The 26,576-nt window shown below is 55.1% G+C and carries 20 protein-coding genes, 3 tRNA genes and 4 pseudogenes; 15 read left to right on the forward strand and 12 right to left on the reverse strand.

Annotated features, from left to right (window positions below; genetic code table 11):
* The first annotated feature begins 12 nt into the window (after window positions 1–12).
* The 4 genes from AC1DRN_RS08375 to AC1DRN_RS08390 all read left to right on the forward strand — a co-directional run bounded on the left by AC1DRN_RS08375 (window position 13) and on the right by AC1DRN_RS08390 (window position 3,960).
* Window positions 13–1,362, forward strand: a complete 1,350-nt coding sequence (locus AC1DRN_RS08375) for an MFS transporter (RefSeq protein WP_457265953.1) — start codon at window positions 13–15, stop codon at window positions 1,360–1,362.
* 114 nt (window positions 1,363–1,476) lie between these two features.
* Window positions 1,477–2,169 (forward strand): fumarylacetoacetate hydrolase family protein, encoded by a 693-nt coding sequence (locus AC1DRN_RS08380; protein ID WP_223463710.1) that lies wholly within the window; start codon window positions 1,477–1,479, stop codon window positions 2,167–2,169.
* 42 nt (window positions 2,170–2,211) lie between these two features.
* Window positions 2,212–2,970: an SDR family oxidoreductase gene (locus AC1DRN_RS08385; protein ID WP_223463709.1), complete on the forward strand. Its 759-nt coding sequence runs from the start codon at window positions 2,212–2,214 to the stop codon at window positions 2,968–2,970.
* A gap of 33 nt (window positions 2,971–3,003) precedes the next feature.
* On the forward strand, window positions 3,004–3,960 hold the full coding sequence (locus tag AC1DRN_RS08390; RefSeq protein WP_223463708.1) for a 2-hydroxyacid dehydrogenase: 957 nt from the start codon (window positions 3,004–3,006) through the stop codon (window positions 3,958–3,960).
* Window positions 3,961–4,065: 105 nt separating this feature from the next.
* Here AC1DRN_RS08390 and AC1DRN_RS08395 read toward each other — a convergent pair.
* A pseudogene (locus AC1DRN_RS08395) lies at window positions 4,066–4,338 on the reverse strand (divalent metal cation transporter); the annotation flags it as partial.
* A gap of 357 nt (window positions 4,339–4,695) precedes the next feature.
* Between AC1DRN_RS08395 and AC1DRN_RS08400 the strand changes: the two are divergent.
* The 4 genes and pseudogenes from AC1DRN_RS08400 to AC1DRN_RS08415 form a co-directional block, all read left to right on the forward strand.
* Window positions 4,696–5,823 (forward strand): RelA/SpoT domain-containing protein, encoded by a 1,128-nt coding sequence (locus AC1DRN_RS08400; RefSeq protein WP_457265952.1) that lies wholly within the window; start codon window positions 4,696–4,698, stop codon window positions 5,821–5,823.
* Window positions 5,824–5,926: 103 nt separating this feature from the next.
* A complete protein-coding gene (locus tag AC1DRN_RS08405) occupies window positions 5,927–7,369 on the forward strand; it encodes a DUF2971 domain-containing protein (protein ID WP_457265951.1) in 1,443 nt (480 codons plus the stop codon).
* A gap of 1,052 nt (window positions 7,370–8,421) precedes the next feature.
* Entirely contained in the window at window positions 8,422–8,850 is a 429-nt protein-coding gene (locus AC1DRN_RS08410; RefSeq protein WP_457265950.1) for a hypothetical protein, read from the forward strand.
* 207 nt (window positions 8,851–9,057) lie between these two features.
* Window positions 9,058–9,396: pseudogene (locus AC1DRN_RS08415) on the forward strand (SOS response-associated peptidase family protein); the annotation flags it as partial.
* Between the two features lie 47 nt (window positions 9,397–9,443).
* Here the strand turns inward: AC1DRN_RS08415 and AC1DRN_RS08420 are convergent.
* The 3 genes and pseudogenes from AC1DRN_RS08420 to AC1DRN_RS08430 all read right to left on the reverse strand — a co-directional run.
* Complete coding sequence (locus AC1DRN_RS08420) at window positions 9,444–11,402, reverse strand: AAA family ATPase (RefSeq protein WP_457265949.1); 1,959 nt, start codon at window positions 11,400–11,402, stop codon at window positions 9,444–9,446.
* 47 nt (window positions 11,403–11,449) lie between these two features.
* Entirely contained in the window at window positions 11,450–12,511 is a 1,062-nt protein-coding gene (locus AC1DRN_RS08425; RefSeq protein WP_477786665.1) for a phage portal protein, read from the reverse strand.
* A pseudogene (locus tag AC1DRN_RS08430) lies at window positions 12,511–13,536 on the reverse strand (phage terminase large subunit family protein); the annotation flags it as partial. The gene AC1DRN_RS08425 and the pseudogene AC1DRN_RS08430, both read right to left, overlap by 1 nt.
* 1 nt (window position 13,537) lies before the next feature.
* Between AC1DRN_RS08430 and AC1DRN_RS08435 the strand changes: the two are divergent.
* Window positions 13,538–13,744, forward strand: a pseudogene (locus tag AC1DRN_RS08435) (site-specific integrase); the annotation flags it as partial.
* Window positions 13,745–13,825: 81 nt separating this feature from the next.
* Here the strand turns inward: AC1DRN_RS08435 and AC1DRN_RS08440 are convergent.
* The 7 genes from AC1DRN_RS08440 to AC1DRN_RS08470 all read right to left on the reverse strand — a co-directional run bounded on the left by AC1DRN_RS08440 (window position 13,826) and on the right by AC1DRN_RS08470 (window position 18,000).
* Window positions 13,826–13,912: transfer RNA gene (locus tag AC1DRN_RS08440), tRNA-Leu, on the reverse strand.
* A gap of 195 nt (window positions 13,913–14,107) precedes the next feature.
* Window positions 14,108–14,181, reverse strand: a tRNA-Cys gene (locus AC1DRN_RS08445).
* A gap of 47 nt (window positions 14,182–14,228) precedes the next feature.
* Window positions 14,229–14,304: transfer RNA gene (locus tag AC1DRN_RS08450), tRNA-Gly, on the reverse strand.
* A gap of 63 nt (window positions 14,305–14,367) precedes the next feature.
* Window positions 14,368–14,928 (reverse strand): CDP-diacylglycerol--glycerol-3-phosphate 3-phosphatidyltransferase, encoded by a 561-nt coding sequence (gene pgsA / locus AC1DRN_RS08455; RefSeq protein WP_007992985.1) that lies wholly within the window; start codon window positions 14,926–14,928, stop codon window positions 14,368–14,370.
* 32 nt (window positions 14,929–14,960) lie between these two features.
* A complete protein-coding gene (uvrC, locus tag AC1DRN_RS08460; RefSeq protein ID WP_477786666.1) occupies window positions 14,961–16,784 on the reverse strand; it encodes an excinuclease ABC subunit UvrC in 1,824 nt (607 codons plus the stop codon).
* Between the two features lie 2 nt (window positions 16,785–16,786).
* Entirely contained in the window at window positions 16,787–17,428 is a 642-nt protein-coding gene (gacA, locus tag AC1DRN_RS08465) for a response regulator transcription factor GacA (protein WP_008015884.1), read from the reverse strand.
* A gap of 98 nt (window positions 17,429–17,526) precedes the next feature.
* Window positions 17,527–18,000 (reverse strand): GNAT family N-acetyltransferase, encoded by a 474-nt coding sequence (locus tag AC1DRN_RS08470; protein WP_457265946.1) that lies wholly within the window; start codon window positions 17,998–18,000, stop codon window positions 17,527–17,529.
* Between the two features lie 663 nt (window positions 18,001–18,663).
* Here AC1DRN_RS08470 and AC1DRN_RS08475 point away from each other — a divergent pair.
* Window positions 18,664–19,743 carry a 3-deoxy-7-phosphoheptulonate synthase gene (locus AC1DRN_RS08475; protein ID WP_457265945.1) on the forward strand — a complete coding sequence of 360 codons (1,080 nt, stop codon included), beginning with the start codon at window positions 18,664–18,666 and terminating at the stop codon, window positions 19,741–19,743.
* Between the two features lie 57 nt (window positions 19,744–19,800).
* On the opposite strand, the gene AC1DRN_RS08480 is transcribed toward AC1DRN_RS08475, so the two are convergent.
* Window positions 19,801–20,865, reverse strand: a complete 1,065-nt coding sequence (locus AC1DRN_RS08480) for a hypothetical protein (RefSeq protein ID WP_477786667.1) — start codon at window positions 20,863–20,865, stop codon at window positions 19,801–19,803.
* A 338-nt stretch (window positions 20,866–21,203) separates the two neighbouring features.
* On the opposite strand from AC1DRN_RS08480, the gene AC1DRN_RS08485 reads away from it, so the two are divergent.
* From AC1DRN_RS08485 to AC1DRN_RS08505, 5 genes are all read left to right on the forward strand, one after another.
* The gene (locus AC1DRN_RS08485; RefSeq protein WP_223463979.1) at window positions 21,204–22,085 is read left to right on the forward strand and encodes an esterase/lipase family protein; all 882 of its coding nucleotides are present in this window, start codon (window positions 21,204–21,206) and stop codon (window positions 22,083–22,085) included.
* A gap of 106 nt (window positions 22,086–22,191) precedes the next feature.
* Window positions 22,192–22,473 carry a peptidylprolyl isomerase gene (locus tag AC1DRN_RS08490; protein WP_223463978.1) on the forward strand — a complete coding sequence of 94 codons (282 nt, stop codon included), beginning with the start codon at window positions 22,192–22,194 and terminating at the stop codon, window positions 22,471–22,473.
* Between the two features lie 135 nt (window positions 22,474–22,608).
* On the forward strand, window positions 22,609–24,477 hold the full coding sequence (locus AC1DRN_RS08495; protein WP_457265943.1) for an extracellular solute-binding protein: 1,869 nt from the start codon (window positions 22,609–22,611) through the stop codon (window positions 24,475–24,477).
* Window positions 24,477–25,541 (forward strand): microcin C ABC transporter permease YejB, encoded by a 1,065-nt coding sequence (locus AC1DRN_RS08500; RefSeq protein WP_477786668.1) that lies wholly within the window; start codon window positions 24,477–24,479, stop codon window positions 25,539–25,541. The genes AC1DRN_RS08495 and AC1DRN_RS08500 overlap by 1 nt, the downstream gene beginning before the upstream one ends.
* A complete protein-coding gene (locus tag AC1DRN_RS08505) occupies window positions 25,541–26,563 on the forward strand; it encodes an ABC transporter permease (RefSeq protein WP_457265942.1) in 1,023 nt (340 codons plus the stop codon). The genes AC1DRN_RS08500 and AC1DRN_RS08505 overlap by 1 nt, the downstream gene beginning before the upstream one ends.
* Window positions 26,564–26,576: the final 13 nt, after the last annotated feature.

Consider the following 26,576-nt stretch of genomic DNA (forward strand, 5'->3'; position numbering starts at 1 on the left):
AAAGGTCTACTCATGTCGAACTCGCAAACCTCCCCGTCCACCGCGCCGTCGGTGAGCGCCGGCGCCCGGGACGCCCTGTTGCCTCAGCGACTGCCGACGCGTCGGCGCTGGTTCATGCTGTCATTGCTGCTGATTGCGACCATCATCAACTACATCGACCGCGTGAACATCTCGATTGCCGCACCGTTCATGGCCAAGGATCTGGGCCTGGACAAGATCGAAATGGGCCTGATTTTTTCCGCGTTTGCCTGGACCTACGCACTGGCCTTGGTCCCCGCCGGGTTCATCGCCGATCGCTTCGGTTCCCGGTTCACCTACGGTGTATCGCTGATCAGTTGGTCGACGGTCACCGTGTGCCAAGGCTTTGCCACAGGATTCGCTTCGCTGTTCGGGCTGCGCCTGGCGGTCGGTACCATGGAGGCTCCAGCGTTTCCGGCCAACAGCCGAGCGGTCACGGTGTGGTTCCCGGCCCGTGAACGAGGCCTGGCCAGCAGCATTTACGTGTGCGGCCAATATCTGGGCACGGCACTGTTTACCGGCGTGCTGTTATGGCTGGCCACGACCTATGACTGGCGCCATGTTTTCTACAGCACCGGGATACTTGGCATTGTGTTCGGTGTGATCTGGCTGTACCTGTACCGCGATCCGTTGAACTGCAAGAACGTCAGCCAGGAAGAGCTGAAGTACATCGAAGCCGGGGGTGGACTGGTCAAGAGCAGTCAGGAACGCACCCGGTTCAACTGGCGGCAGATCGCCGAGCTGTTCAGTTATCGGCAGATCTGGGCGATTTGCATCGGCAAGTTCGCCAGCACCTCGGCGTTGTACTTCTTCCTGACCTGGTTCCCGACATACCTGATCGAGGAACGCAAGCTGACCATGATCAAGGCCGGGATCTTCGCGGTGCTGCCGTTCGTGGGTGCAACGGTCGGCATTCTGCTGGCCGGCATCGTCTCCGACCTGCTGATACGACGCGGCTATTCAATGTCCTTCGCGCGCAAGTTGCCCTTGGTGGTCGGATCGATGCTGGGCATGTCGATCGTCCTGGTGAATTTCACCGACTCGAACGTGATCTGCATTGCCGTGCTGACCATTGCTTTCTTCGCCCAAGGGATTGCCTCGTCATCGTGGGCAGCCGTATCGGAAGTCGCGCCCAAGGAACTGATCGGCCTGACCGGCGGGATTACCAGCCTGGCCGCCAACATCGGCGGGATCGTCACCCCGATCGTGATTGGCGGCATCGTCCACGCGACAGGCTCGTTTGCCTACGCCTTCTGGTTCATTGGCGGCGTGGCGCTGATTGGCACCCTGTCCTATTCGTTGTTGCTCGGTCGCTTGTATCGCATCGAGCTCAAGGCACGCTAAGTCCGGAAAACATGAGCGCAGAAAAGCGTTTTTCTCCAACACGAGGCGGCTTTCGTCCAACTTCGCAAAACGAAGCCGCCGTAGGCTGATGCTTCCAACAGGACCACGACAAAAATGACTATGACCGAATACGTTTTCACTCCGGATTTACCTGTGACCTTGCCAGTTGCCGGCAGCCAGCAGCGTTTCCCCGTTGGCCGGGTATTTTGCGTCGGCCGCAACTACCCTTGGCCAGACACCCAGGGTCAGTCCCGCCAGCCACCCGTGTTTTTCATGAAGCCGGCGAGCAACGTGGTGGATGCGTTGGGTGAAGTGGCGTTCCCGCCGCTGACCGAAGAGTTTGCCCACGAAATCGAATTGGTCGTCGCCATTGGAGAAGGTGGCGCCAATATTCCGGAGAGTCAGGCGCTGGCCTATGTCTGGGGCTACGCCGCCGGGCTTGACCTGACCCGTCGTGATGTACAGCGAGCGGCCAAGAGCAATGGCTTGCCGTGGGAAGGTGCCAAGGTGTTCGACGGCGCCGCGCCGATGACCGCCATCGTGCCAGTCACTCGCGCCGGACACCCGGACGGCGATTTGTGGCTGAACGTCAACGGCGAAGAGCGCCAGCGCGACAGCCTCGAYAGCCAGATCTGGTCGGTCAGTGAAATCATCAGCCGCATCTCGCAGTCGGTGGCGCTGCGGGCCGGTGACCTGATCATGACCGGCAGCCCGGCAGGCGTCGATGTGTTGCAACCCGGCGACATCATCAACGCCGGGATCGATGGCATCGGCCAACTGGAAATGCGCGTCGGTCAGCGACCTTGAACCCGGCTTCCGCCCTCGTGAATTGAAAAAGGAGATAACAACATGAACAGTCCATTGAAAGTGGCCCTGGTGAGCGGCGCCGGTAGCGGAATCGGCCGCGCCGTGGCCCTGGCTCTGATGGCCGACGGATTTACCCTGGTATTGGCTGGTCGTCGGCCAGAGCCTTTACAGGCATTGGTCGAATTGGCGCTCAGCGAGGGACACGAAGCGTTGGCGGTGCCCACCGATGTGCGCGACCCGGCCAGTGTCGATGCGCTATTTGCCACCATTACCGAGGTATACGGACGCCTCGACGTGGTGTTCAACAATGCCGGAGTCAACGCCCCTGCCGTGCCGCTCGATGAACTGACGTTCGAGCAGTGGCGCAACGTGATCGACACCAACCTGAACGGTGTTTTCCTCTGCGCCCGTGGTGCCTTCGCACAGATGCGCCGGCAACAGCCACAGGGCGGACGCATCATCAATAACGGCTCAATCTCAGCCCATACCCCACGCCCGTTCAGCAGCGCCTACACCGCCAGCAAACATGCGGTGTTGGGACTGAGCAAATCCCTGGCCCTGGACGGGCGCGAATTCAACATCGCCTGCAGCCAGATCGACATCGGCAACGCCTTGACCGAAATGTCGGTACGCATGACCAAAGGCGTGCGCCAGGCCAACGGCACCATCGCGGTGGAGCCGATGGTGGACGTCAAGCATGTGGCCGATGCCGTGCGCTACATCGCCGCTCTGCCGCTGGAGGCGAACGTCCTGAACATGACCGTCATGGCCAGCGCCATGCCGTTTGCCGGTCGCGGTTAAACCGGACTTTTTATTCTGTTACGCGAGGTTTACATGAAGCCAGAAGTCTTGCAGCTCAGCCCGATCCTGATCCCCGAAATCAACGCACGGCTCGATGAGTTGTTTACCGTCAGACGTTACTTCCAACAGGCCGACAAGCAGGCTTATTTGCAGGAACACGGCGCGAACATTCGCGGGGTGATCACCGGCGGGCATACCGGGATCAGCCAGGCGCTGATGGCCCAGTTACCCAAACTGGAAGTGGTGGCGGTCAATGGCGTTGGCACCGATGCGGTGGACCTGGCTTACGCCAGGGATCGCGGGATCCGCGTGACCGCAACCATCGGCGCGCTGACCGAAGATGTCGCCGACCTGGCCATCGGCTTGTTGATTGCTGTGTGTCGGGGTCTGTGCACCAGTGATCGTTATGTGCGTTCGGGGCAATGGCCCCATAGCCCGACACCATTGGCCCCGTTGCCGTTGGCGCGTCAGGTGTCGGGCATGCGCATCGGCATCGTCGGCATGGGCCGGGTCGGCCGTGCCGTGGCGACCCGGGCCGCAGCGTTCGGCTGCCCGATCAGTTACACCGATCTGCAGCCGATGAGCGATGTGAACCACACTTTCATCGCCGATCTGAAGCAGCTGGCCAGCAACAGTGATGCGCTGATTCTCGCGGCCGCTGCCGACAAGACAGAAGCCATCATCAATGCCGAGGTGCTGCAGGCACTGGGCAAGGACGGGTATCTGATCAACGTGGCGCGGGGCAAGCTGGTCAACGAGGTCGATCTGGTGGCGGCGCTTGCCGCTGGCGAGATCGCGGGCGCGGCGCTGGATGTGTTTGTCGATGAACCGAACGTCCCCGAGACACTGTTCGGCAACGAGAACGTGGTACTGCAGCCCCATCGCGCCAGTGCGACGCTGCAGACCCGCACGCGGATGGGAGAAATGGTGGTGGCGAGCCTGGTGGACAGTTTCGCCGGGAGAATACCGCAGGGTTCTGTGACTGACTGAAGGGTGGCTACCGAGGGGACCTTGCGTCCCCTCGACGGCTCGATATCAGGTGAACAGATCGACGCCCAACTGGAAGGAGACCCACAGCTAGAGGCCTGTCGCAAACAGCATCGGGAACGCGGTGGTCTTGCCTGAAATACTGGCAAACAGCGTCGCGAGTACGCCGATGAAGAATACGTACCAACCGATCGGGCCGAAGAGAATTTCCAGTGCCTTGCCCAGGTCGCCCAAGGTTTTCACCTCGATGCCGTTGGGCCGCAGGATTTCCGCGCCGACGATCCAGATGGCCAGATTGATGACGATCCCGACGAAGACTGCGAACAGCAGATCGTTACGTTGAACGCGCTTGTGTTGCCGCCCAACCCTGCCCTTTTGGCGCGAAGCCGGAATCGAACCGGCACGCCCTTACGAGCGGGGGATTTTAAGTCCGTTATAATTAACGTTATATTTCAATAGCTTATGACATTTTTTTTGCCGCAACCCCCCMCTTTCGCGCTTCTGCAAGCCTACGTTCCCGCACTCTTGAAAAATTTTGCGGCAAGCCTTTACGTCTTTGAGCGGCGTGTAAATTCGCCAAGCACCTCCCTGAAAATGTACCTTTCCCTGGACATAAAACCTTTAGTGGCGTTATGCCTCCTTTGAAACCGGCATTGGGCTCAAAGAGCAAACACTCAAAGCGATGGCGCTATACTGGCCTACAACCTACGGTCCACGTTGAAAATCACGAGAGAACACATGCCATTCGAAATGACCCTGGATGATTTTCTAGCTCACTGTGGCATCACTGAGGCTGAGTGGCTTCAGTCAAACGCAGACTGGGAAACCCTCTGCAATATAGCTAACGATTTTTCGACGCGACAGCACGCGTTATCCGCCGCGGCGGAGCAGATATCTTTGCGACTCAGAACATTCACTGGAGTTCATTCAGTACGCTGGCGCATCAAAGACCCTATACATTTACTAAAAAAAATTGTCCGCAAAAAACTTGATGTAGAGCCAAAACAGAAATGGATAATCATAGATAAAGACAACTACTTAGATACTGTCACAGATCTCATTGGCGTTAGAGCACTTCACCTCTTTAAAGATGAGTGCGTGGCCATTGACGCATCTATCCGCGATGTTTGGGATCTAAACGAAGAGGTAATTAACTATATCCGCACTGGCGACACTATTCCGCAGGCTATCATTGACCGAGGCGGCAGGACCGAAATTCATAAAGCAGGGTACAGGTCCATCCACTACATCGTCGAAAGCCGTCCAGAAAAAACAACATTTCGCGCTGAGATTCAAGTTAGGACGATATTTCAAGAAGGGTGGAGTGAAATAGACCACAAAGTCCGATACCCTGATTTCTCTGATAATGAGCACGTGGCATTGTTCTTGGACCTATTCAACGGACTTGCAGGAAGCGCCGATGAAATGGGCTCTTTTGTTAAAGACCTAACAAAGGTTTTAACCGCTGGTGAGGAAGAAAAAAACAGAGCAATACATGAACGTAAACTGGCAATTCAGGAGCGTGATCACGCCATAAATCACATGTCTGAAAAATTAAAAGAATTAAATATTCTAAAAAAGCAAGACGCAAAGTCCCAAGCAATAATAGCCACATTACAAACAGACTTAAATAAAATAAAGCAAACCCAGCACCGCTTTAACTCTCAATCTCCTAACACGAGCGGGCAATCCAAGATCAAAACGGTACTCGGTGTAACTATGCACAACTCAAGCCTTATAGGGGATGCGATCTCAAAGACAAGCGTCACAGGAACGGCCCTGACAAGTTCGCTGAGATCACTAAACAAGTACCTTACAGCTGCTGACCTGGCACATCCTGATGACGAAGAGGAAAAGAATGAGTGAAGTGTGATGAGCGCACGCCAAGTGGCGAGCTATCAAAACAAGCACCTTTCAGTTTTAACAATCCCTAATGATTAATTTTCGCGTGGGAATTAAGGAGGGGAAAATGTCCCACCAGACACCTGAGTATTTGTACCGATTTCGTCCGGTTGACAGCTTACTGGGCTTGGATAGAGAGAGCGAGCTAGAGGGTACATATCTATATTTTGCGGCACCGGAGCAGCTCAATGATCCGCTCGAAGGCTACAGAGAACTGGTCTGGAAGGGAGACAATGTGATTTGGACAAATTTCTTCAAACATTACATTGAGTGCGTTTTTATCCGCAACGTTCAATATCTCGCAGAAAATCTTGAGGAGCACAACTTTCCAATACAACCACACTTAAATGACATACCGCCGGAGCATGCCACACAAATAAAATCACAGATTTATAATTTCATCAAAAACAAAAACATACAACGACATATAAATTACTTAGCCGAAAACCAGAAAACCATATACAGCAGCGAACTATTACTACACCTCCGAGCCGTACAGCTATTTGCGATGTACATTGTTTCCACAGTCTTCGCTGAGCATAAATTAATTCCGAAAGGATACGGAATAAATGGCGAATCCCTTACAACTCTTCTAGTTACCTCCACCAGACTCCTGGACCATTTAGAAAATAGGACCGAATCAGAAAGAGGAAAAATTTTCGATCAGACCATGCTATTTGCGTTGCAAAGTATCGACTTGGCAAACAGCTATAGCAACTTCAAAGAAGGTGAATCATCGAATTGGTTGCGACTATGCAATGAAACTCCTGAGGAGTTTTTGAACTCTCGAGTTCGCCTAACCTATCCTTCATGGTTTGTGTCCTGCTTTATGGAAGACTGCTCCAGTTCATCTATTTGGGGAACCTATGGAAATAACCACAAGGGAGCATGTCTAAAGTTCAAGGTTGCTAAGGTTTCAGGAGCACCGACCATCCCACTAAAAGTTTTAACCGCTAATAAACCAGTACCCAATTGGTGGACAACTATAGACTTTGAGTTTCACAAAGTTATCTACGAAGAAAAAAGCCCCGAATTAGACTTCTTTTCTAGCCTTGGCTCCTACACAGAAAACGAACTCATTAGCAAATGGTATACAGATGAACGAGGCAGCAAAAGCACACGAATGAACGATGTGTTTGGAGACCTCGAGAAATGGCGATCCCATTACTACTTTAGCGAGAAAAAAAGTCTAACGACTAAAACCCGCCACTGGAAAGACGAGCAGGAATATAGATTAATCCTGAAAGCGAAATTTGGCTCGCAAACATCCATCGAGGCTCGAAAACTAAAATATAATTTTAGTGACTTGGAAGGAATTATATTCGGAATAAATACACCAACTTCTGAAAAATACAAATTAATGGAAATGATCGAAAGAATGTGTAGAAACCAAGGCAGGGAGGACTTCACATTTTATCAGGCATATTACTGCCACACAGATAACAAGGTCCGATACCGACCTATCGCCCACGCATCCTCATCAAACGGCATCACGCCACACTCATTCTGATAGGTACATCTACTCACTTGAAAAGGGCAGGCCTGCAGCAGCCCATTTTTCACCGTCCCCGAAGCAAGAAACGGAAAATCATTACGTATCACAGATTCCCAAGCTGATAACGAGGGTTCGATTCCTTTCACCCGCTCCACGTATTTCAAGGCCTCCAGCGGTGCATGTACATGACTGCAATCAGTTGGGGGCTGTATAGGGGTCCGTTTGTGTGTTTGCACGCACAAACAGCAGATGGACCTCTGCCTGCACCCTCCCCCTAGGTGCTTCAGGCTTTTCATGTTGACCCATCGGAAAACGGTTAGGACAGTTAGTTTTTGACTGGCTGCCCTGAAAGCCTTGTGCAGCGCGGCTTTGCGACGACTGCGGTAGGTTAGGTTTTGGTTAGCACTGGGTTATTTCCTAACCTTTATAGATGTTAAAAAGACAATAAATAAACTACTTATAAATCAACATGTTATAGATTGCTAACCCCAAACCTAACCATAACTAACCCCTCAAAGTTAGCCCTCAATCCCAGTAAACACAGGGCCTGCAGAACACTTCCCACCCCATTTTTAAAAACTAACCCTTTTCCCGAGCCATCTCTCAAATTCGCTGCCTGGGTACGTTCTGACCATCCGTTGCATTTACCCTACCCGTGCAGGGATCTGCAGGCTTTTTCCACCCCACATTCGCGTACACAGCCCCCAGTTTGAGCCGGGTGCAGGGATGCAGAAAAAACGACACATTTAGCCCGCAGGCGTGGCGGGGGGACGACGGCGCGCGCCAGGTGAAGACCCACCCTGCCCGGCCGACCAAGCCCCAAAACGGTGCGCGCCAGCCTTCCCGACCCCGGCTCGACCTGACCTCCGCCGCTGATCGCTCACGCCGCCCCATCGTCGCGTCCAAGGCACTTGTGCGACGTTACTCGTGACCTGCTCGGCTCCGTGCCTATTGGGATAGGCATGCCCCCACGCCCCTAAATTGGGAGAGTGCCGTCTCAGTCCGCTATGCTGATCTGGGGACAGTCCTAGCTGTCCCCCGAGATTAATCCTCTGAGAGGAATTACTGTGAAGACTTTATTAATTGCTACAGTGACGGGCATTGCGGTGATGAGCCCACAAGTAGAAGCATTTCTGGCGGAAAACTACGTCATCATCGATAACTGGGCAATTAACATACAGCCCCAAGCGTATGAATATTACGCGTTGATTGCTGACTCAAAGGCCAACAGATTAATTCAATGCAGAGCCCATATTGGCGCCACAAATGATAGGCGCTTCGATAAGGTCGACTGCTGGAAGCATGACATTGACCCGAAAGGAAATTTAGCCCGCTACCGAGTAACCCACGCTCCCATCGATGCATTAAGAGACCCGCCTTACCGGAACAGTAGAGCTGCGTACTGGATGGTCGATCCCGACTCAGGAAAAGGTGAGTTCTGCACGCAAATCGATAACCAAGGTCCTACCTGTTTCGATTTACCTTCTCCCTCCTAGCGTTCAGTTTTGAGCGACAGCCAACCGTCTTTCGACCCGCACGAACCCAGCTGGTTCTGGATGATGAATAACTGGACATTCGTTAAATACCTTCCGTCATCCAAGCCCATCCTGGTGGGCTTTTTTGTGGCTGCTGGACGGCAGTAGGTGGGGGACTGGCCTACCATCTCCCACATAGTTGGCTTGACCCTACGTCAGCCTGGTATACCGAATTTTTGTGCCGCAATAGGACAATACCCCAATGCTGAACACGAACCAGGTGAACACGATGGCTTCGTGATCATCACTGCTGACAGCGCTGGCGGCATGGTAGACATCCATGACCGAAGGCCTGTGGCACTGAATCCTGAATTGGCTCGCGAATGGTTGGACCCGGCAACACCGAAAGAGCGGGCAGAACAGATGGTGCTGCTCCAGGGGGAGCCGGCAGAATACTTCGAATGGTTCAAAGTAGACCCAGCGCTGGGCAACGTGCGAAACCAGGGGCAAGTATTGATCGAACCGAGGAGGGAGATTGAGGGAGGCAATTACAAGGGCAATGGCTGATAGCGCAGTTTTATATTCACTACGCCATCAAATACATTACCAACCACTTAACTCTGCAACGCCTTAAATAGCTTTTGAAACTCCACAGAAATAAACTCTCCATTCGTATGGTGCAAAAAATTCTCTACAAGTTTACTTCCCAGAGCATTTTCATTCCTCGCAATAGCACCAAATTCGTTATACCTACTGAACAATTCCCTGGCTATTCCATGGCCATCCTGTAAAAGATATCGCTTATCTGAACGTATGACCAAAGGCATGCCAACGTATGTAACATCCACATCCTTTGCATTATCGTAATCGAACAATTCTTTCAAAAACCAATCAACACTTGACTGCAATAACTCTTGATTTTTTAGCCATACACTATAATGAACATTATTTTGACAAAACTTAGAGATCGGGTAGGTTTTCGGTTCTTTATTATGGAGAAACAACATCACAGCTATTGGATCTATGGCAACATTCTCCATGGTGTAAGCATAATCACTCGCGAACACCTTAACATGCTCGTTACCTTTGTTCTTTTTATCCCAATCTGTAACCCCCCTGACAGTCTTACTTCCTTCCAAGGTCAGCCTCTCTACCATTCCAATCACTTGACTACAATCACCATCGCCACGCATCGCAGTCAAAAAATCCTGTAGAGATAAATCTTTAGGGTTAAAATACTGTCTCACTTTTTCTTCTAAAGCTTTCCTAGGGTATGCTGGACCCGAGCTAACAAAACTCAATGAAACTCCCGAATCAAGCCCTGAGATAGCGTTTAACCTATTGTAGACTTCAGTATATATCGAGCAGTCATATGTACTCTCCACAAACACTTGCCGTCTATTTTCGGGAGAGATTGATATGTGATTTATACCTTCAAGAAGTTGCGTAATTGCGTAATCTTTATCCACATCCTTGAGTGCACCTTCACTCATAATTGCCAAAGCCGCATCATCGGGAGCAAGAGCAACTGTTGTCGGAGAGTGCGTAGTGAGCACTACGACAGTGTCGAAATTTTTCACAACAGCCTCTAGCACCGTGTAAAGATTTTTCGCCATCTTTGGATGCAAAAATACATCTGGCTCGTCCAGCAAAAGGAGTGTTGGCGGCAACTGCCCGCTATTCTTCGAATAGAGCATATTAAACATAACTAGAGCCATCCACATGAGTGTTTGCTCGCCTGCGGACAAATCAATAGCAACTACCGGACGTCCCGTGCGCACTTCCTCTAGAACCGCGCTATAGTCGTAGGAAAACGAATTTACATCAGGAGTCTGAAATCTGAACTTCCCTCCTAGAGACGCATCCAGCACTCTATTCATTAATTCCCAAGGTGCTTCCCCAAAAAAGCTGACAATATCTTCCTGAGCCACAAAAGCCAAATCAGCCCCAAATTTTTCATTTCGCCACTGATTAAACAAACTATTGTGAGTCTGCTTTATATAAATATTACAGGTTGCTGCAAATGCATTAACACCTGCGAACACTTGAGTGGAGCCTTTAAAATTTAGTCGAACATCTTCCTCCGTAATTTTCGCCAAGGGCTTTTTAAACTCTCGAGAAATAAATGCGCACAATGAATGCAACTCGGCATAATTCAAACCCCGAACATGCCCTCCCCGAACATTGTAATGAGCATTATTATTCGCCGCATTAAACTCGACACTAAACAAATCTCGATTCTGCTTAAAATAAGCCAGTGTCTGCGTCAAACCTGTCTGATAATTACCCTCATCAAAGCCACCTTCAAACTGCGGCCTCATCGACTCAGAAGCAAGCGAAACCATGTCTTTTGTCTCTACTACATTATTGTTTTTAGCGAATACAATCCCACCTCCGGCTACCCCCTTTAATGTTCGAGTCTTTCCTACACCATTAACACCTGTAACAACTAAAATTTTCTTATCAAACGTAAAATCAACAAGAAGCGGCATTTCAGGTAGAGACTTATTCGCTAAAAACTTAAACATATCTGACGTCCTTGCGCTTATTTTGATCTTCAAGATATCAATCATAGCTTGCCTCAACCCCTATAAGACACGCTAGACACAACTCCAAGAGACTATCGTGCAACATCAGAGTCCGGTTCTAAAGACTTCCAGCGCACGACCTCCTCTCCAAGCCACTCATTGACCTGCTGCAGACGCGCCTGAATCGGCTCCAGCTCATTCATTGCCCAAATCAGGGCTGCTTCCTTAATCGATCCGAACCCGCCCGCGTTCTGAGGCACGATACCCATCAACTGCGGCGGAATGCGCAAAGCAGCCAGCATGTCGTCACGGCTGATGTTTTTGATCGAGCCGAACTCATCCTTCGCCGCCACCTCACTGACCGGTATCAACTGGATGCCGTCCTTCTTGCCACCTGGTGCGTACATGAACAGGTTGCGAAAGTTTCCCGGCCCCTTCGCTGACTTGAGCGCCGACCGCAACGCCGCAACATCGGTTTCGTTCTGCGCTGTATCCGTCATGTACATGATGAAACCGGCATGGCTGCCGTTGTTGTAGTACTTGCGGCGGAACAGGGTGGCAGACTCGTTGAGCAACGCGCTCTGCAAGGCGGGCAACCACTCCGGCAACCCGTAGATCTCCTGGTTGATGTCGGCCTCGCGCAGGTGGCAGATCGTGCCCTTCTTGAATTCGTGCTCATCCCGCCAGCCCCGCACCTGGTAGTAGGTCTCCAGATCCGCACCCCGACGCATGTATTTACCCAGCGCAGGCTGCAGGCCCAGTGCGGCGCCCAGTATGTTTTCGCGCTTTTCCAGGTAGGCATTGCCGCACCACAACCAGTCCAGGGCGAATTGCTCGAAGGTCTGCCGCGACAGCAATTTGTGAGGGATGAAGGTGCGAGCCAGCATGTTGCGCTTGAAGTTGAGGCCCGACTGCAGGAACACACTCGCCCTGGATGACTTGGCCAGGCCATCCAGCGACATCGGCGGCTCGTACCAACGCCCATTCAGCCAGCATTCCAGGTAGTCGAGAATGCCCCGCTCATCGAGCACAGGGGTCGGATCACCAAAGGTGAAGGCTTCCATGCGTCCGCCAGTGGGGGGCAGCAATTCGCCCTCGACAACGGGTTGGGTCGGTGCCGACAGTTGCCGGGAGTTGCCTCGACGTTTGCTCATCAATAAATCTCCATGAACCCGGTATTGACGGCGGTCTGCCCTTCAAGCGGTTCGTTCTGCAGTGCGTGGAATAGCGCCCAAGCCAGGTCGGCATGGCCGGTTTCGTCGTTGCGCCCAGCGGTGTAGGTGAATTGCCGACCGCTGGCGGTGATGGTTTTGCGGATGGCCATCAGCGATTCGGCCATGTCGGTCCAGCCGGCGTCGAATTCGAGCCGCCCTTTGTGAATCACGTCGTAGGCCTTTAGCACCAGGCGGGTTTTCACCTCCGGCGAATAACTGAAGGTCACCACGTTCGGGAAGAACTGGCGCACCAGCTGCGCCACGCCCGAGCCCATGCCGGTGATGTCGTTGCCGATGTAGGTCACCCAGTAACGCATCGTCACCTAGCGGATGGCCTCGGCTTGCGCGGCAAAGTCCATACCGCGGAACTGATGCCGCTCGAGCACGCGGAACTTGCCGCCCGGGACCATTGGCGGGGTCACCACCAGGCCCGAGCTGTCGCCGGTTTCCGCCGGGGCGTAGCCCACCCAAACCTGCCGATCTGCAAACGGCCGCGCGGCGAACGGCTTGTAGTCCTCCGACCACTCCACCCAACTGTCGACCATGCAGGGCTGCAACACGTTGAGCGGGAAGATGCTTGCGCCGTCGTCGACGAACTGGCACATGAGCAGGTTGGCGAAGGCGTCTGCGTTGTACTCCAGCCGCAGCTCTTCAAGATCGAAGAGATCACAGCCGCGCTGCTCGGCATCGAGGATGGTGACGATCTGGCGCCAGATGCGGTCCTCGCACAGTCGGCCCTGCTGCAGGTTGTCGTGGGACACGTCTAATGTGAGCCATTGCGCCGCCGGTTTACCCTTGTTGAAGCGCTCGCCGGTCCAGAATGTGTAGGCCTCATGGGCCATGCTCGACGGTGTTGAAAAGTAGGTGCGCCGGTATTGCTTCTACATCGCCATGCCGCTGGCGACTTTGTTCAGTTCGTTGAACTTGAACGTCCAGAAGAATTCGTCGAAGTAGAAATTACCGTGAGGGGGATTTGATCTGGCAAGGGAGAAAGCCCGGATCGACAAAGCCGACTTCCAAATGCGCGATTTGCGGGCAAAAGCAGCTACTGATAAGGAAGAGTCGACCGGCAACATTCAAGAGGCGACGGACCAACTGGGTCACACCACCGTCGTGATGACCGAGCATTACATCCGTAATCGAAAAGGTAAGAAAGTGACGTCGACAAAATAGGAATTGCGGCAAGATTCAAAAATTGCGGCAATAAAAACTAAGGGCCTGCATGAGGTATCTCACGCAAGCCCTTGATATTCATGGTGCCCGAAGCCGGAATCGAACCGGCACGCCCTTACGAGCGGGGGATTTTAAGTCCCATGCGTCTACCAGTTTCGCCATTCGGGCGGTAGCGCGGTGAAGCGTCCAGGTTCTGTCAAATAACGATCTGGCAGTTCTGACGCTTGTGCAGCAAAGGTGGAAATATATACATCCCGCCCCGGCGAAGCAAGTTCGCAAATACCCTTTTCAAGACTAAATCTTGCAGGCTACTGCAAATAAAAAAGCTCCGTAAATCATAGATCTACGGAGCTCGTTTATTAGTGGAGGCCGAGGTCGGAATCGAACCGGCGTAGGCGGATTTGCAATCCGCTGCATAACCATTTTGCTACTCGGCCTCAAAACATTTGGTGTCTAGTAGCACAACATCAAATGCGTACAAACTTGGAGCGGGAAACGAGACTCGAACTCGCGACCCCGACCTTGGCAAGGTCGTGCTCTACCAACTGAGCTATTCCCGCGTCTTGGTGTGGCGCATTCTATAGAATCCAGAAGCCCCGTCAACCCTTTGATTCAAAAAAGTTTTATTTCTTTTCAACGTCGGTCTTCAGATGTGGCCAGGCAGCCCGCAAGTACTGGACCATCGACCACAAAGTCAGGCCAGCCGATACCATCAGCAACGTATAACCCAGCAAGACCCAGAAACTGAAATCCTTGGGATTGGCCAGCAGGATTACCAGCGCCAGCATTTGCGCGGCAGTTTTCCATTTGCCCAGGTTCGATACGGCGACGTGGGCACGAGCGCCCAGTTCGGCCATCCATTCGCGCAGCGCCGAGACGACAATCTCGCGACCGATGATCACGGCAGCAGGCAGCGTGAGCCACAGGTTTCCGTGTTCCTGCACCAACAGCACCAGTGCAACCGCAACCATCAGCTTGTCGGCAACCGGATCGAGGAAAGCCCCGAACGGTGTGCTTTGTTCCAGACGGCGGGCCAGGTACCCGTCCAGCCAGTCGGTGGCGGCAGCGAATGCGAAGACCGAGGCGGAGGCCAGGTAGCTCCATTGGTAAGGCAGGTAGAACAGTAAAATGAAGATCGGTATGAGCAGAACGCGTAGAACGGTAATCAGATTAGGGATATTCATCGGCACAACTGGCTACGAGGTGAGGGGGCATTCTACTCGCTGTGCAGATTTGCATAAATCAACTCTGCGAGCTTTTTACTGATCCCGGGGGCTTTGGCAATTTCTTCGATGCTTGCACGAGACAGCTCCTGCAATCCACCAAAATGTTTCAACAAATCCCGCCGACGTGTTGGTCCGACGCCAGCGACGCCCTCCAGTGTAGACGTCCGACGGGTTTTTCCACGCCGGGCGCGGTGCCCGGTGATGGCAAATCGGTGGGCTTCGTCGCGAATCTGCTGGATCAGGTGCAACGCGGGAGAATCGCCGCGCAAGGTGAACTCATGTGCAGCGTCGTTCAGGTACAGGGTTTCGAAACCGGCCTTGCGTGTTGCGCCTTTTGCGACGCCGAGCAGAATCAAATCAGGCACGGCCAATTCATCGAGCACGTCGCGGGCCATGGACAACTGGCCTTTACCGCCATCCACCAACAGGATATCCGGCAGTTTGCCCTCCCCGTCCTTCAGCTTGCTGAAGCGTCGGGTCAACGCCTGATGCATCGCCGCGTAGTCATCGCCGGCCGTAACGCCCTCGATGTTATACCGGCGGTAATCGGATTTGATCGGGCCTTCGGGGCCGAAGACCACGCAGGACGCCACCGTCGCCTCGCCACTGGAATGACTGATGTCGTAGCATTCCAGTCGTTGTGGAGGCTCATCGAGCTTCAGCACTTGCGCCAGCGCATCGAAGCGTTCCGTAATGTGCTGACGATTCGCCAGGCGCGCACTCAGTGCCTGCTCGGCATTGGTCACCGCCAATTGTTGCCAGCGCGCCCGCGTACCACGCACACGATGGCTGATGGTCAGTTCACGACCGCGCAACTCGTCGATGGCCGCGATCAGAGTGGGAAAGTCATCGTGGACCACGTTGACGATCAGTTCACTTGGCAAGTCGCGCTCAGGACTGCTGATGAAGTACTGGCCGAGAAACGCGGCCATGACTTCGCTGACGTCTTCTTCAATACCAACCTGGGGGAAGAAGTTCTTGCTTCCCAGTACCCGCCCGCCCCGCACGCTGATCAAGTGAACACAGGCACCGCCCGGGTTGACGAAGGCGGCAATCACATCGACGTCCCCGGTCCCGCCTTCCATGCTCTGCTGATCCTGAACCCGGCGCAGTAACGCAATCTGGTCCCGCAACTCGGCTGCTCGTTCGAACTCGAGATTGATCGCCGCCTCTTCCATCCCGGCGGACAACTCGTCTGTCAGAGCATTGCTGCGCCCCTCAAGAAACATCACCGAGTGGCGCACATCTTCGGCGTACACCTGGGGCTCCACCAGCCCGACGCAGGGCGCCTTGCAGCGCTTAATCTGGTATTGCAGGCAAGGACGGGTGCGGTTCTTGTAAAAACTGTCTTCACATTGCCGAACGAAAAACGTCTTTTGCAGCAGGCTCAGGCTTTCGCGAATCGCGCCAGCACTCGGGTAAGGACCGAAATATTTACCCTTGGCCTTTTTCGCGCCGCGATGAATGCTCAGTCGCGGAAACTCTCCATCGGAGAGAAAGACATAGGGGTAGGATTTATCGTCGCGCAGCAGGATGTTGTAGGGCGGGCGCCATTCCTTGATCAGCGTCTGCTCAAGCAGCAAGGCTTCGGTTTMGTTGGCCGTGATCGTCGTTTCGATCTGGGCGATACGCGCTACCAGTGCGGCGGTCTTGGGGGCGAGCCCGGTCTTGCGAAAGTAGCTCGACAGGCGATTCTTGAGGTTCTTTGCCTTGCCGACGTAGAGCAACCGCGCTTCGCTGTCGAACATGCGGTACACGCCGGGGCGCCCGCTAACGGTCGACAGAAAGGCGCTCGGATCAAAGGTGTCGTTCATTTTCAGAGGCTGGCGTCGACCATACCGTGACGAACCGCCAACAGCGTCAATTCGACATCACTGCTGATCGAAAGCTTTTCGAAGATGCGGTAACGGTAGGTGTTCACGGTTTTCGGGGACAGGCACAACTTATCGGAAATAATCTGTACTTTCTGGCAGCCGACGATCATCAGCGCGATCTGGATTTCCCGCTCCGACAAGGCATCGAAAGGCGAATCGTTGGTGGGCTGGAAGGACTTGATCGCCAGCTGCTGGGCAATTTGCGGGCTGATGTAGCGTTGTCCGGCGAATACCAGGCGGATGGCCTGGACCATTTCCGGCAAACCTGCCCCTTTGGTCAGGTACCCTGCCGCCCCTGCTTGCAACAGCCGCGTAGGAAACGGGTCCTCTTCACAGACTGTCACCGCGACGACTTTGATATCCGGATGACTGCGCAATAATTTGCGAGTGGCTTCAAGACCGCCGATACCCGGCATCTTGACGTCCATCAGCACCACATCGGGTTTCAGCTCACGCGCCTTGAGCAGGGATTCCTCTCCCGACTCGGCCTGGCCGACTACTTGCAGGCCATCGATGTCAGCCAGCATTCGTGTAATGCCTGTACGAACGAGATCATGGTCATCGACAACTAGCACCCTAATCAAGCAGACACCTCGCGATATGGTCTTATTGGATTACCAGACACCTTAGCAAAAAAGCATCTGGCAGACCTAGCGGAAAGCGTCAGATTAAAAGTTTCAATTCATCTTGAAAGGGCTGTTGCAGGCGTGTTGCAGCAATCCCGATCGGAAATACCCAGCTGCATCCTCAAGAAACATTCGTCCTTGCCCACCACCCTTAATCCCTTGCGCTCGTACAACGCTTGCGCCGGGTTGTTTTCGAAAACCGTCAGGCGCAACGCCGGACGCCGCTCCTGGCACGCCAGAGCCAGCACCTGATCGATCGCCCAGGCTCCAGTGCCCTGCCCACGAAACGCTTCGACAATATGCAATTCGCGGATGTACAAGGCTCTGGCATCACGACTCAGACTGACATAACCCACGACATTTTCGCCGCATACGATCAACCGGTTGTCGCGCCCTGCCCAGGCCACATCAAACGCCTCGTCCTGCCACAGCAGATCATGCTCAATGTAGTAGCGCAGCATGCCTCTACAGGTCAGTTCGCGGGCGAAATTCAGGTCATCCAGTGTTGCCGGACGCCATTGGCATTCCATCATTCCAACCCCACTGCGAGGGACAGTACCGTCATGGTGCGTCCTTGTGACGATGTGTTTTTTTTTGAGGCGCTGAGTGTGTCACAACCTTCGGGGCACTCAAGCGATAGAAAGCGTGGTCGTTGGCCAATAGCATTTTCTGATTGAATCTGCGTACCGGCCTCTAGTAAGCTCGACCCATCCATCGGAGACAGACCATGTTCAGCACCCTCTTACAGCTTCGTACCGCCAGCGCCCCGCGCTCGGTTGCGGCTGCCCGGGTGAACGTCGGTTGTGCTCCGGTCAGCTTTTATTTTGGGTATTGGTTTAGCCACTGGCGCGCCTGATACCCACACGGCGCCCACTTTAAACGGGTCGCCACCAGAGAATTCTCAACCCCCGGTCGGCCTCCCGACCGGGGGTTTTGTTTTTTCAGTCCCAACACTTTTAGCGACACACCAGACATTTAGGGGATTCAGCACATGAACTACGCCACTTATTACCGTCACGACAGTTTTACCGCCTGGCGATTTACCACCCTCCGCTCGGGACAGCCTGCCGCCTCCGATCGGTCACCCACAGGTGGCAAGCACACACACGCAGCCAATCCGGCCAATTGTCGAACACCCCAGTAGGGCCGAGCGCGCGGGCACGAACCCGCCACCTGCCCAGGAAGCCTTGAATATGAATTCGTCCGTCTGCGCACTGCCGCTGTCCACCATGAGCCCTGCCAATGAAGCGCTGACCCTGCGTCTGCCCAGTTCATTGCAACTCAAACAGCAATTACCCCTCAGCAACGTCCTGACCCAGCAAGTTGCCGCCCACCGTCAGGCGGTTCGCGCGATCCTCAACGGTGAAGATTCCCGTCTGCTGGTCATCGTCGGCCCCTGCTCGATACACGATCCGAAATCAGCCCTCGAATACGCCGACAACCTTGCCCGCCTCGCCGCCGAAGTCAGCGATCAAATGTTGCTGGTGATGCGTGCCTACGTCGAAAAACCCCGTACCACGGTTGGCTGGAAAGGCCTGGCCTACGACCCGCACCTCGATGGCAGCGATGACATGGCCGGTGGCCTGACGCTGTCACGTGAGTTGATGCGCGAGATGCTCCGCCTGGGCTTGCCCGTGGCCACCGAACTGCTGCAACCGATGGCCGCCGGTTACTTCGACGACCTGCTGAGTTGGGTGGCAATTGGTGCACGCACGACGGAGTCGCAGATCCATCGGGAAATGGCCAGCGGCCTGGGCATGCCTGTAGGGTTCAAGAACGGGACTGACGGTGGTGTCGGTGTCGCCAGCGACGCCATGCGCTCCGCGGCTCACCCCCATCGCCATTTCGGTGTCGATAGCCAAGGACATCCGGCGATCATTCAAACACCGGGCAATGCGGACACTCACCTGGTATTGCGCGGCGGCCATCGCGGGCCGAACTACGACGGCGCCAGCGTTGCCCAGGTGAACAGCGACCTGACCAGGCTCAAGATTCCGGCTCGTATCATGGTCGATTGCAGTCACGCCAACAGCGGCAAAAACCCGTTGAACCAGCCAGCCGTGTTCAAGGATGTACTTGAACAACGCCTGCAAGGTGATCGTTCGCTGATCGGCATGATGATCGAGAGCCATTTGTTCGAGGGCTGCCAGCCGTTGAGTTCGTCATTGCAATACGGTGTGTCAGTGACCGATGGCTGTCTCGGCTGGACCGGGACAGAACGACTGTTGCTTGATGCGGCAGATCGGCTGCGGGCATCAAACAACGCCCGATAATTGGCATCATCCTTTCGCCCTCCGGCCTTCATGGGAAGACTGGAGGGCAAATGGCAATCAAAACCCCATCAGGGACTGCACTTGAACCCGTGTCACTGCGGATTGCTGGCGGGTGCCGTCAAGGTACTCGACTGAATAGGAAACACGGATCGCGCAATCTCGATGCTCCCTCCAGAACCGGTAGGGAACGATGAACACCAACGGCTCGCCCGCAGTGTCTCTGRTTATTTTGCGCTCGTTACAGTGATTGAATTTCTCCCCGTCGCATCTCAGGTAAATCAGTTCACCTTTATCAGCCCTGGGGTTTTCGATGACGACGGTCACGCCATCCTGTGCATCATGCAGATCCACACAACCTTCGTCGGCTTCCAGCACAGTGGGCCCTGGCAGTGGTCGCCGTTCCAGGATGTCAACCATCAGTGCCGTTACTTCAGAGTAACGAGGCCCCTGACCTGCTTGCTTGACGCAATAATCGATGGAAACGCAGGAGCCCAGATTCGGCGCAATGCACTGCGGGCTGACCCAAAACGAAAGTTCCTCCCCCACAGCGAAGGACTCGACCTTGAGTGCATCACTGAAACTTGCTTCGACCGAAACGCCCGCCCAGGTCAGCAACACCCAGTCGCCTGCCGCCATGCGTGCATAGGGTTTGATCGTAACGATCGCCCCTTCTTTCACCTGATCGGGATCAAGCGTTCTACCCACCGCATCGTTCACTGTCGCAGGCAACAGGTCGGATTGCCCATCACCCACATTCAATTGCAATCGATGGGAGCGCACGGGCTCGGCAAAACGGGTGCTTGTGAGTGAGTAACCGATTTCGAGTGAACCACCATCAAGCGTCGCAATATGTGCGCTACCCACGGCAAAGATCATGTCCTCGCCGACCCGGTCCTCACTGACATAACGCACTACCTGATGGTTGCGGGCGACGCCATCGGCATCCAGACCCGCCCAACTCAATAGCAATTTGTCGCCGCAGGTCATGCCCGGATAAGGCTGGACCCTGATGACGGCTTTTCTGTCAGAGGGGTTCAGAACGCCGTTTTCCGCCTGCTCAAGTATTGGAGGTGGTAATGGTTGCTGCGCGAGATTCAAGGTATCGGGTTCATAAACAGTCATTCATTCGCTCCAGTCCTTGAAATAAACACCGAACAGGTGGCCGGCTTTGGATGACGACTATTTAACCTCGCGGCAAGCAGCCGTGATGTCGGCCTCTCACCTCGTCTCGCTCGGAAAATCGATACATACGAAGTAGGTCTTTGATCAGCAGCAAGCTGATTGCCGTGAAAAGTCCTCAATTTATTCCGACTAAGGCCTCAGCCGCTCTTGAGCATTCGCACTTGTTCTATTCCTCTTTCCACAAGTTTCGGCGGACTTTTCATACATCGCGCCAACCTCGAGTGTTTTAGAGTGAAACGCCATGCAGTCCCAACGAACTTCTGTGCAAAGGTATGAACATGCAAAGGAATGCAAGCACTTGTTATCCAATACTGCTGGTCCACGGCCTTTTCGGCTTCGACAGAATCGGCAAGTTCGAACTCTTTCACGACATCAGGCAGGCGTTGAGGAACGCCGGAGCAAGGGTGTTCGTCCCCTACTTGTCGGCCATCCATGACAACGAGGTACGCGGTGACCAATTGCTCACACAGATCGAGCGGGTACTGGAAGGAACCGGTGCACGCAAAGTCAACCTCATAGGTCATAGCCAGGGCGCACTGACCGCACGTTATGCCGCAGCGATTGCGCCACACAGCGTGGCATCGGTGACTTCCGTCAGCGGTCCGAACCATGGCTCGGAACTGGCCGATTTCCTGCGCAAGGCATTGGCACCGGGCTGCCTGCCGGAACATGTGGCCGAGACGGTGGTGACCCTGTTCACCGACTTCCTCGCAACATTGAGCGACAACCAGTACCAACCGCAGAACGCCATTGCGGCCCTCAATGCCCTGACCACCGAAGGCGTAGGCGCATTCAACGACAAATACCCGCAAGGGCTGCCCACCATCTGGGGTGGCAAGGGGCGCGAACGGGTCAACGGTGTGCGTTACTACTCGTGGAGCGGCGTGCTGCAGTCGAATGTTCTTGAGGAAGGGCTCAATGGGTTCGATCCGCTCAACGCGTTCTGCCGGGCCCTTTCCGGTTATTTCGTCACGGAAAACGAGCAGAACGACGGGTTGGTCGGTCGCTTCAGTTCCCATCTGGGCACGGTTATCCGCTCCGACTATGCACTGGATCATCTGGACACCATTGGTCAACCGACCGGCCAGTTGCGCACAGGTGTCGACCCGATCGAACTGTATGTCCAGCATGCCGAACGCTTGAGAGACGCCGGCCTTTGAGGTGCCACCTGCCGTGATCCCGTGTGGAACGGAACTTTGAGGAGAAATAGCTCACGCAATCCGGTAGGCTCCGCACTTTATCGAGTATTGAAAGGAGTATTTTCCCATGGCTAAAGCCACTGCCCGTCACATCCTTGTTGCCTCGCAAGACAAGTGCACCGAACTCAAGGCCCAAATCGAGGCTGGTGCCGATTTCGCCGAAGTTGCCAAGGCAAACTCCACCTGCCCTTCCAGCCGCCAGGGCGGTGACCTGGGTTCGTTCGGCCCGGGCCAGATGGTCAAGGAATTCGACACCGTGGTTTTCAGCGCACCAATCAACGTGGTCCAGGGCCCGGTCAAGACCCAGTTCGGTTTTCACCTGCTGGAAGTGACCAGCCGTCAGGACTGATCGACGCTTGAACTACTCTCACAACGGCCCGCCTTTTGGTGGGCCGTTGTGTTTCAGGTGCGTAATTCGGCTGGCGAGGGACGCGCCGCTAGCGTACAAATTGTCGTTAACGACCACCCGGCTCCAAGGCTGACAATGCGACTGGCTTTCCCTACCTTATTATTCACTGCCGTGGCCCTGCTGATGGGTGCCGCCGGTGTGAATGCTGAATCGCAGCATGCGTTGACCGTTTATGGCGAACCGGCGAAATACCCTGCCGGCTTCAGCCATTTCGCCTACACCAATCCGCAGGCCCCCAAGGGCGGCACGATGCGGCGCTCCGCGATCGAAATCGGTCAGTTCGACCATGTTTTGCCTTATATCGACAAAGGCATCGGCGTCACGCAGATCGACGGCCTGCTCTATTCACCACTGGCCCAGCGCTCGCTGGACGAACCGTACACCGTGTACGGCCTGGTGGCTGAAAAGATGGAACGCGCCGAAGACGGCCTGTCCCTGCGTTTTTACCTCAATCCCAAGGCGCGTTTTGCCGATGGCAAACCGATTACCGCCGAAGACGTGCGTTACACCTTCGACCTGCTGATGACCCAGGGCAGCCTGCGTTACCGTACCCAGTTCGCCGACGTCAAAAATGTCGAAGTGGAATCGCCACTGACCGTGCGCTTTGATTTCAAGAACAACGAAAATCACACCCTGCCCCTGGATATCGCAACCTTGCCGGTGTTTCCCGAACACTGGTGGAAGAGCCGCGATTTCGCCAGTGGCGGCGGCTATGAAGCGCCGCTGGGCAGCGGCCCCTATAAAGTCGGCAAGATCGACTCCGGACGCAGCATCACCTTCGAGCGCAATCCCGATTGGTGGGGCAAGGACCTGCCGGTCAGTCGTGGCCTGTACAACTTCGATCACTTAAGCATCGAATACTTCGGCGATACCGACGTGGCGCGCCAGGTGCTGCGCGGTGGCGCCTATGACTACAACCGGGAATTTTCCGCCACCGCTTACTCCATCGGCTACGACAGCCCGGCCCTGAGCGACGGTCGCCTGCAAAAAGCCCACCTCGCCACCGCGGCACCGCAGCCGGCCCAGGGTTTTGTGTTCAATCTGCAAAAGCCCATGTTCCAGGACCGTCGCGTGCGCCAGGCGCTGGCGATGCTGTGGGACTTCGAGTGGAGCAACCGGCAGATGATGCGTGACATGTACATCCGCCAGCAGAGCTTTTTCTCCAATACCGATCTTGCGGCCCGACAACTGCCGGATGCGGGTGAGCTGGCGATTCTCGAACCGCTGCGCGGGAAGATTCCCGACGAAGTCTTCACCAAGGTGTTCGAAGCGCCGAAGACCGATGGCAGCGGCGTGATCCGCGACAAGCAACTGCAAGCCCTGGACTTGCTCGAACAGGCCGGCTGGAAACCCGATGGCGACCAACTGGTCAATGCCGACGGCGAGCCGTTGAGCTTCACGTTCCTGATCAGCCAAAACGGCATGGACCGTCTGCTGTTGCCCTATAAACGCACGTTGAAACAGATCGGCATCGACCTGAACATCCGCCGCATCGACTCCTCCCAGTACGTCAATCGCCTGATGAGCCGCGACTACGACTTGATCGTCACCGGCTACCCGGTCACCACATCTCCGGGAAACGAACTGCTCAATTATTTCGGTTCGGCGGCGGCCACCGACCCGGGATCAAACAACTACATGGTGTTGAAGAACCCGGCAGTGGACACCCTGATCACCGGGCTGATCCATGCCAATACCCAGGCTGACATGCTGCATTACGCTCATGCCCTGGACCGGGTGCTGCAATGGAATTACTACTGGATTCCCAACTATTACCCGCCAGGCACCTCGACGGTCTGGTGGAATCGCTTTGGCATCCCGAACGTGCAGGCGAGCAATGACGAAGCCATCGAGAGCTGGTGGGAGATGAGCACCACGCCATTGACCAACCAACAGATGACGGCCGAGCGTATCAGCCGTGGCAAACCCGGAGGGCCGCACTGATGTGGGCTTACATATTGCGGCGCCTGCTGCTGATCATTCCGACGCTGGTGATCATTCTTCTGGTCAACTTTGTCATCGTCCAGGCCGCACCGGGCGGGCCGGTCGAACAGGCCATCGCACACCTGCAAGGCATTGGCGGCGCAGCAGTTGGCGGCGGCGGTTCCGGCGAAGCCATGAGTGGCAAGTCCAGGGCCAGTCGCGGGCTCGATCCGCAGCTGATCAAGGACATTGAAAAACAGTACGGCTTCGATAAACCGGCACACGAACGCCTCTGGCTGATGCTCACCAGCTACGCACGCCTGGACTTCGGCAAGAGCTTCTTTCGCGGCGCCACCGTCACCGACCTGATCCTCGAAAAAATGCCCGTGACCATTTCCCTCGGGCTCTGGGCGACGCTAATCACCTATCTGGTGTCGATTCCCCTGGGCATCCGCAAGGCCKTGCACCATGGCAGCCAATTCGACATCTGGAGCAGTACCGCGATCATCATCGGCTATGCCATGCCGGCGTTCCTGTTTGCGATGTTCCTGATCGTGGTCTTTGCCGGTGGCACTTCGCTGAACTGGTTCCCGGTTCGCGGACTGGTCTCGGACAACTTCGACTCGCTGTCGACCCTGGGCAAAGTGGCTGACTACTTCTGGCATCTGGTGTTGCCGGTGACCTCGCTGGTAATCGGCGGCTTCGCCACGCTGACCATCCTGACCAAGAACTCCTTCCTCAATGAAATCACCCGCCAGTACGTGGTCACCGCCAGGGCCAAGGGTTTGAGTGAACGGCGGGTACTGTATGGACACGTGTTCCGCAATGCCATGCTGTTGGTGGTATCAGGCATTCCCCAAGCGTTTATCAGTGTATTTTTTGCCGGCTCCCTGCTGATCGAGGTGATCTTCTCCCTCGACGGCCTGGGCCGCATGAGTTACGAAGCGGCGGTATCCCGGGACTATCCGGTGGTGTTCGGCTCGCTGTTCATCTTCACCCTGTTCGGCCTTTTGATAAAACTGGTCGGCGACCTCTGCTACACCCTGGTCGACCCGCGTATCGACTTTGCCGCGAGGAACGCCTGATGTTCAAGCTTTCACCGCTGGCGCGCCGGCGCTTCGATCGTTTCAAGAAAAACCGTCGGGGCTGGTGGTCGCTCTGGCTGTTCATCGGCCTGTTCTTGATGACCCTGGGCGGCGAACTGATCGCCAACGACAAACCGCTGATGGTCAGCTATCAAGGCCAGTGGTACTTTCCGGTCTTCAAGCGCCACACCGAACAGGAATTCGGCGGGCAGCTGCCATTTCAGGCCGACTACCGCAGCGACTACGTGCAGAAGCTGATCGAGAAGGACGGTGGCTGGTTGCTGTTTCCACCGATTCCGTTCAGTGACGACACGCCCAACTATGACCTGGACAAACCCGCCCCCAGCCCGCCCTCCAGCGTCAATTGGCTGGGCACCGACGACCAGGCACGGGACGTTCTGGCCCGGGTGATCTTCGGTGCCCGGGTGTCGATCCTGTTTGCCTTGATGCTAACGTTTGTCAGTGCCCTGATCGGCATCGCGGCCGGCGCCTTGCAAGGCTATTACGGCGGCTGGGTGGATTTGCTCGGCCAGCGCCTGCTGGAGGTGTGGTCCGGGTTGCCGGTGCTGTACCTGCTGATCATTCTGTCGGGCTTCGTCGAACCGAATTTCTGGTGGCTGCTGGGCATCATGGCGCTGTTTTCATGGCTGGCCCTGGTGGACGTGGTGCGTGCCGAGTTCCTGCGCGGGCGCAACCTGGAGTACGTCAAGGCCGCGCGCGCGCTGGGCCTGACCGACCGCAAAGTCATCGTGCGGCACATTCTGCCCAACGCCATGAACGCGACCTTGAGCTACCTGCCATTCATTCTCACCGGGGCGATTTCCACCCTGACGGCACTGGACTTCCTCGGTTTCGGCATGCCTGCCGGCAGCGCGTCCCTGGGTGAACTGATCGGCCAGGGCAAGCAAAACCTGCAAGCGCCGTGGCTGGGCCTGACGGCGTTTTTCACCCTGGCGCTGATTCTTTCTTTACTGGTGTTTATCGGCGAGGCGTTGCGAGACGCCTTCGATCCGAGATCTTGATACGGACGGCTGA

The organism is Pseudomonas sp. P5_B3 (assembly GCF_056400405.1).